The 12315-nt window shown below is 56.7% G+C and carries 10 protein-coding genes; 5 read left to right on the top strand and 5 right to left on the bottom strand.

From position 1 onward, the window contains the following. Positions 1-2: 2 nt before the first annotated feature. From H6A21_RS07905 to H6A21_RS07885, 5 genes are all read right to left on the bottom strand, one after another. Complete coding sequence (locus H6A21_RS07905; RefSeq protein WP_204562205.1) at positions 3-1043, bottom strand: hypothetical protein; 1041 nt, start codon at positions 1041-1043, stop codon at positions 3-5. Positions 1044-1046: 3 nt separating this feature from the next. Further along, positions 1047-1589, bottom strand: coding sequence for a hypothetical protein (locus tag H6A21_RS07900; RefSeq protein WP_204562204.1), 543 nt, complete (start codon positions 1587-1589; stop codon positions 1047-1049). A 109-nt stretch (positions 1590-1698) separates the two neighbouring features. Then, entirely contained in the window at positions 1699-3051 is a 1353-nt protein-coding gene (locus H6A21_RS07895; RefSeq protein ID WP_204562203.1) for a UvrD-helicase domain-containing protein, read from the bottom strand. Continuing rightward, a complete protein-coding gene (locus H6A21_RS07890; protein WP_204562202.1) occupies positions 3048-4823 on the bottom strand; it encodes an ATP-dependent nuclease in 1776 nt (591 codons plus the stop codon). The genes H6A21_RS07895 and H6A21_RS07890 overlap by 4 nt, the downstream gene beginning before the upstream one ends. 24 nt (positions 4824-4847) lie before the next feature. After that, on the bottom strand, positions 4848-5939 hold the full coding sequence (locus H6A21_RS07885; RefSeq protein WP_204562201.1) for a hypothetical protein: 1092 nt from the start codon (positions 5937-5939) through the stop codon (positions 4848-4850). Positions 5940-6138: 199 nt separating this feature from the next. Here H6A21_RS07885 and H6A21_RS07880 point away from each other — a divergent pair, with 199 nt between their 5' ends. The 5 genes from H6A21_RS07880 (at position 6139) to H6A21_RS07860 (ending at position 12135) form a co-directional block, all read left to right on the top strand. Further along, positions 6139-7071, top strand: a complete 933-nt coding sequence (locus tag H6A21_RS07880) for a DNA methyltransferase (protein WP_204562200.1) — start codon at positions 6139-6141, stop codon at positions 7069-7071. Then, a complete protein-coding gene (locus H6A21_RS07875) occupies positions 7068-8129 on the top strand; it encodes a DNA cytosine methyltransferase (RefSeq protein ID WP_204562199.1) in 1062 nt (353 codons plus the stop codon). The genes H6A21_RS07880 and H6A21_RS07875 overlap by 4 nt, the downstream gene beginning before the upstream one ends. A gap of 18 nt (positions 8130-8147) precedes the next feature. Then, positions 8148-10037, top strand: a complete 1890-nt coding sequence (locus tag H6A21_RS07870; protein ID WP_204562198.1) for an AAA family ATPase — start codon at positions 8148-8150, stop codon at positions 10035-10037. A gap of 8 nt (positions 10038-10045) precedes the next feature. After that, positions 10046-11494: an LlaJI family restriction endonuclease gene (locus H6A21_RS07865; protein WP_204562197.1), complete on the top strand. Its 1449-nt coding sequence runs from the start codon at positions 10046-10048 to the stop codon at positions 11492-11494. 335 nt (positions 11495-11829) lie between these two features. Then, positions 11830-12135, top strand: a complete 306-nt coding sequence (locus H6A21_RS07860; RefSeq protein WP_204562196.1) for a hypothetical protein — start codon at positions 11830-11832, stop codon at positions 12133-12135. Positions 12136-12315: the final 180 nt, after the last annotated feature.

Below are 12315 nucleotides of genomic sequence, written 5' to 3'. Positions count from 1 at the left end.
GGCTACTCCGTGGAGGCCGAGACGTACACGCCGTCGAGCTTGTTGTCGAAGAGCTCCACGATGCCGTACTTGCGGTACTTCATCATGAAGCTGTCCAGCGCCTCGAGCTCGTCCGGGGAGAACACGCGGGACGCCACGTGCTTGTCGAATTTGATGACGGCCGACTTCTCCACGACCATGAAGTTGATGTCCAGGCCGGGCGTGGTGGTCATCTCGTAGTAGGTGCCCAGGTTGGCCTTCACGGGGCTCGCGACCTCGGTGTACACGTAGGGGCTCGCCGAAGTGCCGGACCCCGAGCGGGTGTAGTACGTCTTGCCGGAGTCGACCTCGGTGTCCTTGGTCAGTTCGTAGGTCGCTACGCGCTTCTGGTAGCCGAACTGGTCGTCGTCGCCGGAGAGCAGGTCGATGGCCGTGTAGAAGCGCACCTGCGGCACCTCCACGATGCGAGAGAAGCGCTCGAGCACGCGGTTGGAGCGGTTCGGGTTCGCGTAGGAGAAGTCGTCCAGGACGCCCTTGAGCGTGGGCGTGATGAACAGGATGCGGCTGCCCAGGGTCACCTGCTTCTCGTCCATGGCGGAGGTTACCGTGCGCAGGTCCTCCAGGATGTCCTCGGCGTCGGTGGAAGCGTAGCTCTCGGATTCGACGGTGACGCCGGTGTGCCCGGCAATCTGCGCGAAGGTGAAGGCGTCGGCCTCCGGGGCCACCTGCGTGCGCTGCAGCTCGGCGCCGGCCTCCACGAAACAGTCGTTCACGCCTGCCTCCTCGACGTCCATGACATCAGCGAAGAGGCGGATGCCGCGGTCGTAGTTGAAGGTCTTGGTCTCGAACTCGTAGGTGATGGCTCCCGTCTTGTAGCCCATGTTGCGCGTGTAGTCGCCCAGGCCCGTGACGCTGATCTTGGGGATCAGGATCTCCTTGGCGTTGTGGCCCGCGCGCACCATGCGACGGCCAGAGTTGAGCACGCCCGAGACGGACGCCCTCTGGTACACCTCATCGATCACCGAGGTGTAGTTGCGTGCGAATGCGATGCTGTTGCTAGGCATGGCTTAGCCCTCCTTCTTCTCGTCGTCATCGTCGGTGAGCCCCGCGATCTCGCGCCAGTGCTTGAGCGTCTTGCCCTCGTCGCTGGCAGCGCCCGCGTTCGGGAGCCCGGTCGTGCCGGAGCCGCCGGAGTTGCCGCCCTTGGCGTGCTTGCCGGCGCCCTCGAGGAGCCAGGGCTCGGCCTCCTTGAGCTTGTCCACGTCGTTGTCGTGGTCAGAGAGAAGGGCGCGTGCCGCCTTCACGTTGCGGACGCCCGCGAGCTGTAGCTTGAAGTCGATCCGGTCGGACTCTCCCTGCGCCTTGAGCTCGGCGATCTCGCCACGAAGCTGCTCGGCCGTCTCGGCGTTCTTCGCCGCCTCGGCCACCTGGGCCTCCAGGGAGGCAGTCTTATCGTCGCGCTCTGCAATCTGCTTCTCGTAGTCGGAAGCGTCGCCGCCTATCTGCGACTGGCCCTGCTGCTGCGTTTCCTGCTGCTCTTGGCCCTGCTGTTGCGCCTGGTCCTGCGCGCCCTGCGTGGCTTCCTGGCCGCCATTGCTCTCACCGTCCATGCTGTACCGCCTTGCGTAGACTTGGGCGGCCAACATGAAGGCAGCCCACCGACCTGCGATGAGGTTAGTGGGCTGTCACAAGCTGATTGTTATCCTGCCTTTGAGCAGGCTATGAGGCCGCTTCCCCGAATGCGGCCATTATTCGCTCCCTTGAATAGCGAGATTCGACCTCGGTTGTTACGAGGACGGTAAGGTTATTAAGAGAACGCGTTAGCGCCACATACAACAAGTGCTTGGTCTTGTTGTCGTCATTCTTATCTCCCAGAAGATAAGGTACGAGATCGGTGGTGAGAATGAAGAGGCATTTATCTGCCTCGAGCCCTTTTACTGCTTCTATCGAGGTAACAGCTATAGCCTCGACCTCAGTGGAGGTGTTAGGCTTAATCGCTTCCGCTATTCTTGCGTATCGCGTTTTGTCATAATCGTAGTAACCATTGGATATGCCTTTGCTAACGACCGTGCCAACATCGGTACCAGCATCGATAAGGTCGAGCATCTGACTGGCAACATAATAGGCCGCACGCTTGATCTCAAGATCTGGTACGTTGTCACCGTGTCTCGCCCTGATAGCGATATCTAGTTCGTGGCGGAGCGAATCAAACCTGCTACCCTTGTCGCGTTTCGTATGGGTATCGAACCGATCGTTCTTCTTACTGATGAAGACGAGTCCGTAGTCACCATTCTCAATGTGGGAACTAGCGTCAACGTCGGCCTCGAATATTACGTCTATGCTGCCGGCACAAGATTTCTCGTCGGCAACCTGTTGCTCGTCATCGCAAGCCAGCCGGTTTGAAATCTGTAAGTGCAGCTGCGGACATCGATGGCATTCGCAGTTATACGTTACGTTTTTTGGGAACGCGTCGACAATCTCACGGAAGCAGCCGAAACCTTTGACGTCTTGCTTTGGGTCTCCACAAAGCTCGATGTCAACGCCCGCCCTATGAAGGGCGAGTAGCACATCGCGGACGTTTTTATCGATGTCTTGCGCCTCGTCAACGATAATCTTGTGGCAGTAACCAGCGAACATGGCGAGAACCCTGTCGCGCATCGCCCTGATTTGCGCGTTATCCTTCGATTTCTTGTGGACAACCCACTTTGCCCTTTCGGGTATGACGGTCTGGTGCAGTAGCAGGCCTTCTTCAAGTTCCTTGATGCGCCGGTTGTGAAAGGCCGGTTGTGAGGGCAAGTTGATGGTCGAAATTCTGCTGTACCGAATGCCGTAAAGCAGGTGGTAGTAGGGGTGCACGAGCTCGGTATAGAGAAAAGAGTGTATGGTGCTTACTTTCACGTTGTCTGGTAAGGAGCCGTTTCTCTCGGCAAGCTTACGCCTAATATTGTTGGCCGCCGCGTTGGTGAAGGCGACACAGTAGACGACTTTACCTTCGGGAATCTCAATGTCGGAGATGCGCGAAGCCATCCTGTATGTCTTGCCTGCCCCGGCACCAGCGACTTCTATCTTCATGACGCCGTCGGAGCCTCAGGCGCGCCCTTAGCAGGACCATTGAGGAAGTCTAAGGCTTTTTGTATATGGGGTGGCATTGTGAAACCAGCGAGCTCACCGGATACGAGGTCGTGGCAGATTCGCAGCATGACCTCAGTCTTTTTGTTGTCACGCCAGTCAGCTTGGAGCTCCTGTTCGCTCATGTCAATCCAGCCAAACCCTGGACCGTATCTTTCGACCAAGAGGGCATGGTTGGCACCTGTTTCTACGATGTCCGTCTCCAGCGTATAACCCTTCGTGGTAACTGGGCAAACCTGCCCGTCGGCAAGGGCCTCGTGATCGGCCTGTGCTTTCGGCTGGTTGTCGAAGTCCCTCACGACAGCGAGCCTGTTGCCGTTCCCCCCGTTAATCCTCTTCCAGATTTTGATGATGTCTTTGTAGCCCTTGTGGAACGACAGAATCTTAATATCGTTCAAGTCACCGCGCGTCTGTAGGTATGCCTTGACGAGGAGTTCTTCTGTTATGCCCTCAACGAGCATAAGCCTATGCGAGAAGAGCAGCTTGAAGATGTCCGTGTTCGGGTTGTTCGCAAGATAATCCAGCTCGGCTGGGGCAAGTTCCTGAGCAAGGCTAAGCGCCGTGCCGCCATGTAGAACGACCACTTTATCGAGGCCGACTTTGTTCACGAACTCGGTATCGTGAGTGGAGTAGATTATCTGTGTGCGGGTGTTTTTCTGCCCGAACGCCTTGAAGAGGCTTGCCATGAGAAGGACGTTGTTCACGCAGAGGTGTGCCTCTGGCTCCTCGACGCCTACGACCCTAAGCGATAGCTCGCGGTTTGCGTTGAGATATGCGTTGAGCATCACTGCCATAAGGATGAGGTTGCGATGCCCAAGGCCTTGGAGCGCAAGGCTTTCGTCGCCGTAACCGAGATGAATGCTTCCCAGAAGGCTACTCATAGCGGGCATGTTCGGCAGAACGCTGATTTTCTCGAAGAAGTCCTTTGCGTTTGGTACATCTGTGTAGTCCTGCCAATTGATGACCTCGTCGAGCTTTGCCGCCTCGCGAATCGTAGCGAGGAAGCTGCCGTAACCTTGTTCTATGCTCTTCTGGCCGTCTGCATCGAGGTTGTTTTGGAAGAGACCCACCAAAGCTCGCGAACCAAGCCTGTCGGCGCTTGCAGCGAAGTTGTCGCGTTCTGCAGGCAGGCTAATGTGCCTAAAGCGTGACAATACCTCGTATGTGATACGACTTCCATCATCGGTGTCTGGTACGTCAATAACATGCTTGTAGAGGCTCATTGGGAGCAGGCTCATCTTTATCTCGCTGGCATCCGAGCCATCTGCAAGCAGAGTTTTTATCAAGTCGATTAGCTTCGGCACATCTGGCACAAACCATCTGTAGCGAATTCTTGCAATCGGTTCTTCATCCTCGTTGACCAGGAGATCCTTGAGATCGTATCCCTCCGTTGCATCTCCTTCGATATCGAGAGTCACAGTGACGGCTGGTATGTATGGCCGCAGCGTTTCTGCGCCTATACTCCCATCGAGGATGCCTGTCCTGTGATTCTCGATAAAGGCGTAGTAATCTGCCTTAGCGGCGTTGTTAATGTCAAACCATGAAAGGTTCTTGCTGGTACTGCCATCGTCGGACATGAGAGGAAGCGCTATAGCCCTCAAAAAGTTTGACTTGCCGCTGTTGTTCTCACCAACAAGAGTGACAAGATTGTCGACTCGCACATCAACGTCACTGAGGTTGCGGTAGTTCTTAATCAGTACCCTGGTGATTTTCATTACTCGTTACCGTTCAAAATGTGTCTAATGACCTGCACCATCTAGTATCTCCAAGAATCCATCCTCGAACGCCCCTGGCCAGGCAAATTTGCGTTCCTTGCCACCAATCTGAACCAGCATGTACCTGTCATCCATGGTGGTGATGACGCCTTCGCCGAACTTCTTGTGGGCAACATGACATCCGACACGAATCTTAGCTCGCTCCTCTTGCGTCAGATGTTTCTTCGCGACAAGCTTTGGGTCTACGGTAGGGCGTGAAGCGGACACTCCTGCGTGTGGAGTTGCTATTGCTGACGTGCTGCTCGCTTGGCCGCAAAAACCGTTGCCGTGTCTAGCGGCTGTTGCGCTACGTGGTCTTGTCGTACTCGTCGTATTGCTCACGCTTCTCGAACGGTTTGCTAACCCACGCCCAGCCATCACCTTGAGCCCGGGCAGATTATCCGGGTCTCTCTCCACAGTGTCCTTGCAGCCATAAAGCTCACACGCCCTCTGAAGCTTCTCTGGCGACACGAGCCCAACCTGAGTGAAGAATCGCTCCGCGTCTGCCGAGCGCAACCTGAGCTGCGTCTTTCTCGGGTTGCCGCCTTCAAGCCGTTCGCGACTGTAGTTCGTGTTCATGCCAATACCTAGACGCCGCGCCAGGTCAACGATTAGCTCGGCAATAGCGCCCTCGTTAGTCTGAGGGCAATCGACTACGAATTGCGTATTCGCCTGTGTTCCACGACGCCTGTCATAACTTGCGCGTCCGTCATATGCACCCGCCAGCATTGCCTTCAGCACGGCAGGGTTGCCATTTGCCACGGCTGCCTGTGCTCGCGCGAGGATCGTATCATCGGTATCGCGTGAGGACCGGAAGTGCACGGCAAACCCTTCAAATCGCCTGTTGTCCAGGTCGGTAACCTCACCGCCCGCCCTGCTTGCCAGCCCACGAATGAGTTCTCTGTGCTCTGCCAGGAGACGTGAATTGGCGTATCCTGGGTTATGTCGCACGAGTGAGACAAAGTCGTAGCGGCGGTGCTCATCGCTGCACATGAGCATCCCTCCGAGAAAGAATGCTTCAACAGGCGTATATGTAGTGCTTCTCGAGTGCTCCTTTGCCGCCAGAAAACACTTCATCTCGTTGTCCCTGCCATTTTCCGTTTGCCTAAAACAATCCGTATTATCTCGCACCAAAGCTCTCTGAGCACCATCGAGCCGGTGAATCTGTTATCATTTTCGCTTCATGCGCTCTCGCGCCTCAATCCAATGCTAAGATTTGGGAGAATCGCGCTATTTCGCGCTATTTCGTGTTTGTTGACGTTGGAAAGGGACGGTTGTGGAAACGCAGGAACCTTGGGTGTGCATGAACGACGTTGCCACCCACCTTGGCGCAACCCCCGAAACCGTCCGTAATTGGATCAAGGCTCGCGACTTGCCTGGCACGAAGATGGGCGGTCGCTGGAAATTTCGCATGAGCGAGATTGAAGAATGGGCTGAGAGCGTTGGTCCATCTGGCAATCGCGCGTCAAAGCAGCAAACAACTGCGCCTTTCGCACCAAACCTTATCAAGGGAGACTGTCTCGATTCCCTCAGGACTATGGATTCAGATTCTGTGGACCTGATTCTGACCGACCCGCCGTACAACCTCGGTCTCTTTATGCAGAACCGAGATGCCGGCATCATGCGCATGCGCGACAACTATTTCGGGACGGCCGGCTGGGATGACCTCGAGTACGACCAGTGGGTCGACTACATGGGGCAGCTCTTTGACGAATCGGCGCGCGTCCTCAGAAAGGGCGGAGCGATGATCGTCTTCATGGCGGTCATCAAGGTCGAGACCATTGTCCGACTGGCACAGGAACACGGCTTCTACTACAAGACAACCGGCACGTGGCACAAGCTCAACCCGATGCCACGCAACATGAACCTGCATTTCATCAACTCGACCGAGTGCTGGGTCTATCTCATTCATGGCGCCCGCACGGGCACGTTCAACAATGATGGTAAGGCCATGCACGACTTTGTCGAAACGCCCGTCACGCCAAAATGCGAGCGCGCCTTCGGCAAGCACCCGACACAGAAGCCCATTGCGCTCATGGAGCATTTTGTCAAGACGCTCACCAATCCCGGCGATCTCGTTGTCGATCCGTTTATGGGTAGCGGTAGCGCCGGCGTAGCTGCCATTTCCATGGGTCGCCGCTTCACCGGAATCGAGCTTGACGACGTGTATTTCGACATTGCCTGCAAGCGGATGGGGGTCAGCGCATGACCAAGCCGACCGTCATAGATCTCTTTGCGGGCGTCGGTGGTCTATCTCTCGGCTTCGAGATGGCAGGCTTTGACGTTGTATTGGCAAATGAGTACGACCCAGATATTGCCGCGGCATACTCGGCCAACAAGCCCAACACTAAGATGATCGTCGCCGACATCACGCAGCTTCCCATCGAGGAGACCTTCGCGCCATACGTCGGCAAGACGACGGCGATAGTCGGAGGGCCGCCCTGTCAGGGATTTTCGCAGAAGGGCCAGCGCAAGAGCATCAATGACCCCCGTAACTTTCTGTTCAGGCACTACTACGAGGTCGTGAAGTACGTCAAGCCAAAGTACTTCGTCATTGAGAACGTTCCGAACCTGCTCACCACGGAGCGGGGGCTGTTCAAGGCGGAGATCATCGAGCTCTTCAGCGGCATAGGGTACACGGTCACATCAGGGGTCCTCTGCGCAGCCGACTTTGGCGTGCCGCAAAACCGCCATCGGACGTGTATCATCGGCCGTCTTGGCGACAAGCCGGTTGAGCTTCCGAAGCCCAACGGAAAGCACACTACAATTTGGGAGGCTATCAGCGACCTGGACTACCTCGAGTCTGGCGAAGGCGAAGAGGTGTCGTCTTATCGGCTTGCTCCGCAGAGCGAGTACCAGTCCATGTTGCGCGAGGGTTCCGACACGCTTTACAACCACATTGCCACCGCCCACTCCAAGATTACCCTAGAGCGGCTGGCGATGATTCCGCCCGACCACGGTAAGGAGATGCTGCCGGAAGAGCACCTCACCAAGTCCATTTATAGCGGCACCTGGTGCCGTATGAAGAAGGACGGCATCGCCCGCACAATCACGACGCGATATGACACGCCCTCATCGGGAGAGTTCACGCATCCATTCCTGGATAGGGCTATCACGACGCGAGAGGCAGCACGCATCCAGTCGTTCCCCGACACGTTCCATTTCTTCGGCAGCAAGTCGTCGCAAATGAAGCAGGTCGGCAACGCGGTGCCGCCATTGTTAGGCAAGGCCATCGCCCAACAGATAATCGATGACCTGAACGAGTAGAGGTGATTCTTTATGACCATGCCAAGCGAGTTCCATCAGCCAAGACCGGTTAACGCAAGGCTGGTCACCAAGACGTCCTTCCCGCACCCTAAGCAGGCAATCGCCCTGCTCCTGGCGCTTTGGCATGCGACTGGTAAACCGGCTTCTCTCGAATATGGGGTGTCCGTTGGCACAGGTCTCGCGCTCGATGAGAGCCAGTTAGACGAGCTTCACGAGTTCTTCGAGTCGAATTCGGCAATCTCCCCGGAACGCTCGGACGTTGAGAAGTGGGTCGCACAGAACCCGCTGCTCGCCGCTCAGCTTGAGTCACTCAACGCCGCCTTCGAGCTCATCTGGCATCTCGGCAGCTTCTCGTTTGCCGACAAAGGCCTGAACAGGAGCGCAGAGCGCACAGGTGGTAAGCGCTTCCCGAAAGCCGTCGATTTCACAAGCAATCTCGACATCATAGATGCATGCGTTGAACGAGACATGTCTGCTTACGTTTCCGTGCTTCTCAACTGGATCTCAGATGGCGGTTGGCAAGCAGACTCCGCTATGGAGGACAGCCTGGTGAAGGCGCTCGCGGCTTTCGCCGAGGTCTCGTTCTACAAGACCGGCAAGGGTGACGACAACATCGTGTACACACCGCACAACGTATACGACCAATTCTCGCACGGGGACGAGCGCGTCGACCTGACAGCTCCCGGACAAGAACGCCAAGGACCGACACGCATCTTTGCGGCGCTCGTGAAAGACAGTCTGAATCCGTATCTTGCGAGCGCGGGCCAGAGCGTGGCCATGTCACAGGCAACAACGCCCGAGACCCTACGCGCCTATTCCCGTCGCGCTGAGACGGCCATAGGGCTATCTCGCCTTGAGGTGGCAGTCCGGGAGTCGGCGGTAGCCGACACGCCCGTCGAAGCCGACGACAGCCTTCCTCGCAACCTTATCATGTTCGGCGCTCCTGGCACCGGCAAGAGCCATGACCTGGACTTGAGGGCGAAGGCTAACTTCCCGGGCGAGGGCCGGATTACGCGTGTGACGTTCCATCCCGAGTACACGTACTCCCAGTTCGTCGGCGCATACAAGCCGTGGGTCGAGCCTGACGAAGACCCCAAGAAAAGCCTTGCGCAGCAGTTCCGGGACAGCAAGATTACCTATCGCTACGAGTTCGGTCCATTTATGGAAACCTACGTGAGGGCGATGCTCCATCCAAGCGTCACCTACGTACTTCTCATCGAAGAGCTGAATCGCGCCAATCCGGCAGCCGCATTCGGCGATATATTCCAACTGCTCGACCGCGACGCTACAGGTGCCAGCAAGTACCCAGTTGCCACACCCAGTGACATGCGCGGCGAGCTATGGAAGCGCCTGTACGAGAGCACTTTCATGCCAGAAGGCGATGAGACATTGCACCGCTACAGCAAGGAAGATGCGACTGCTGCTGCGAAGCAGCTCTCGTTGCCGCCCAATATGTACATCTGGGCCACAATGAACAGCGCAGACCAGGGCGTTTTCCCGATGGACACCGCCTTCAAGCGTCGCTGGAGTTTCGAGTACATGGACATCAACCATGGCTACGAGGTCATTCGCGACTTCGATGTTGTCCTCGGCGAGGATGGGCACGTAGTCAACTGGGATGACCTTCGGAGAAAGATTAACGAGCTGCTTCTCGACGATTGCAAGGTGAACGAGGATAAGCTGCTCGGCCCATTCTTCATCGCGCCTGAGGCGCTAGACGACCCGGATACGTTCGCTAAGGCGTTCAAAGACAAAGTGCTTCTCTACCTCTGCGAAGACGCGGCGAAGATGAAGAAGCCCAACCTCTTCAAGGGGTGCGACCGCAAGACAATCACATACTCTTACGTGTGCGGCGAGTTTGATGTGCGCGGCGAGGAGATATTCGGGCTATCGCTTGCCGAGGAGTAGTGGCCGCCGTGCGAATCGTCCAGCTCAGAGAACGCGACCTTGTGGACGCTCCGTCGCTCGCAAACAAGGCGAACATCGAACTCGATGGCGCACGCCGCCTAATAGGGCTACTGAGCGACCGGGGAATCATCAAACCGGCAAACGTACCCGACGCAGAGGAGCTAGACTTGTCAAATGAAGCCATAGGGTCGTTTGCCGAGGGAACATACCGCATCGTCTATGTGGGCGTCATCGTTGCAGGCGACATAGTCGTCTATTGTGTGCCGAAGTATCTCCACAGGCATGTGGAACCATCTGAACTTCGCCCAGTTTTTTCTGCGCTCAGGAGATACCATTCAGACGCCGAAGACGCGAATGTGACAATGCTAAACGAGTCGATAAGGTCGAGCCGCATATCGCTGATTCTCGCGCTGCTGGCTAATTACGAAGAACACGGCCTGTACACCAACCAAGAGCGCATCCAGCAGACAAACGGCAGAGGGGCCATACATTGGCCATCGACCATCTCGATGCACTTGCCTGTGATCGAAAACGAGTGCCCCTTGTACATGGACTACGAGACCGTTGTCAGCAGAACCGATGACTCCGACTTCGTCAGTAGGCTTCACCAAGCGGTCCTCAGCTCGTGCTCTTCTGAGCTGGAAAGCTGCGGGCTGCTCGACGTCTTTTCCATTCCACCGGTAGACCTTTCCGACGCCCCTCTTGACGATTTCGGTGACACGGACGCAATCGTCAGGAAGCTCGATCAGGAGCTGGGCGTGCAATTCATAACGTGGAAGCAAGACGTGCTGAAGCTCATGAAGGTCTTTTTCGAAGACGAGCATACGGACGAAGAAGAGTCCGGCATCACATGCTACGGAACGAACGCTTTCCACGTCATCTGGGAGAAGGCGTGCAAGTCCGCATTCAACGACATGCTCGACAAAAAGCTGCGGGAACTACCGATACGTCTTAAAGGCCGGTGGCAACAACGTGCAGAAGAGACGCTTCTCGGCATCATCCCGTCGCCGAGATGGCGAATCGTCTCTTCCGCTGGCGAACTCGCCGATTGCGAGCCGGCAGATACCTTGATTCCAGACATCGTGACGATGACGGTGTCTGCTGGCAGGCCAGAAGAATTCGCGATCTACGATGCGAAGTACTACGATCCAATACTTGGCAAAAGAGTCATCGCGGCTCCAGGCGTTGAGTCGGTGACAAAACAGCTCCTCTATCAATCTGCTTACCGTGACTTCATCATTGATAATGGATTCACGCACGTCAGAAACGTCTTCCTCATTCCCACTGACGGCAGTGAGTTTATCAAGAAAGGTGACGTTTCATTCGATGTGGTGGCAGATGAGGGCGCACCATTTACCCGTTATATAGATGTGCTATTTGCACCAGCGAATCTGATGCTGGAATGCTATATCTTGCAGCGGTGCTTGACTTCCGATGAGTTGCCATCACAGCAATAGTGTCCTTGTCTGAGCAAGAAGCTGATCGATGGCCCTCCTGGCTGAACGCCGTTACAAGGCGTAAGTCTCACGTAGAAGAAGTTTTGCCGCCGGGTCGTGCGCACAAGCCACGCAAGCGCAGGCGCATCGAGGGTTGGGCCGCGCCCCACGGCACCCCTGCCCATGGCGCTGTGTTTGATAGCCTCGAAGTTGCAGGTTTGAGCGTCGGAAAGTTTCGGGTCTGAGCACGAAATTCTTTCGGCTTTGAGCATGGGCGCGCCGACCATCCGCAGTCGGCCCGACAATGTCGTTGTTTCGGTTTACGACGTGGGGAGGGCCAGAGAGGAATGATCGGCGTGGACAAGATAGAGGATATACGCAAAAGGGCCAGGGGCGGCGAGCCAATCGCCGCGATCGCGAGGGCGGTCGGCGTGTCGGAGCCGACGGCGAGGAAGTACGCCAGGATGGAGGACCTGTCGCCCGAGCCCCCGAGGCGGCACGAGCCTGAGAGCGAGCTGCTCGCGCCCTACGAGGAGACGATCGACTCCTGGCTCGACGACGACTGCAGGAACTGGCGCAAGCAGCGCCACGCGGCGACGAGGGTCTACGTGAGGCTTCGCGACGAGGAGGGCTACGCGGGCAGCTACTCCACCGTGCAGTGAATCTGAATCTGCCCCAGTTCCGTTGACACATCGAGTTCCGTTCCCGCATGATGTGCGGGAACGGGGGAACGGAGGCGGATATGGGGCACGCGTCGCCAAAGTACACGGCGGAGTTCAAGCAGGGGGCGGTGCAGCTCTACCGCGAGAGGGGCGGCACCTACGCCGAGATCGGCAGGGAGC

The sequence above is a fragment of the Collinsella tanakaei genome (genome assembly GCF_016902615.1).
Lineage (GTDB): Bacteria > Actinomycetota > Coriobacteriia > Coriobacteriales > Coriobacteriaceae > Collinsella > Collinsella tanakaei_A.
The sequence above is the reverse complement of the archived record's forward strand: the minus strand, read 5'-3'. Positions and strand labels throughout refer to the sequence as shown.

Coding starts and splice junctions, on each gene's coding strand:
- H6A21_RS07885 (WP_204562201.1), bottom strand. CDS start 5,939: ATGAAGTGTTTTCTGGCGGCAAAGGAGCACTCGAGAAGCACTACATAT.
- H6A21_RS07895 (WP_204562203.1), bottom strand. CDS start 3,051: ATGAAGATAGAAGTCGCTGGTGCCGGGGCAGGCAAGACATACAGGATG.
- H6A21_RS07875 (WP_204562199.1), top strand. CDS start 7,068: ATGACCAAGCCGACCGTCATAGATCTCTTTGCGGGCGTCGGTGGTCTA.
- H6A21_RS07905 (WP_204562205.1), bottom strand. CDS start 1,043: ATGCCTAGCAACAGCATCGCATTCGCACGCAACTACACCTCGGTGATC.
- H6A21_RS07870 (WP_204562198.1), top strand. CDS start 8,148: ATGCCAAGCGAGTTCCATCAGCCAAGACCGGTTAACGCAAGGCTGGTC.
- H6A21_RS07900 (WP_204562204.1), bottom strand. CDS start 1,589: ATGGACGGTGAGAGCAATGGCGGCCAGGAAGCCACGCAGGGCGCGCAG.
- H6A21_RS07890 (WP_204562202.1), bottom strand. CDS start 4,823: ATGAAAATCACCAGGGTACTGATTAAGAACTACCGCAACCTCAGTGAC.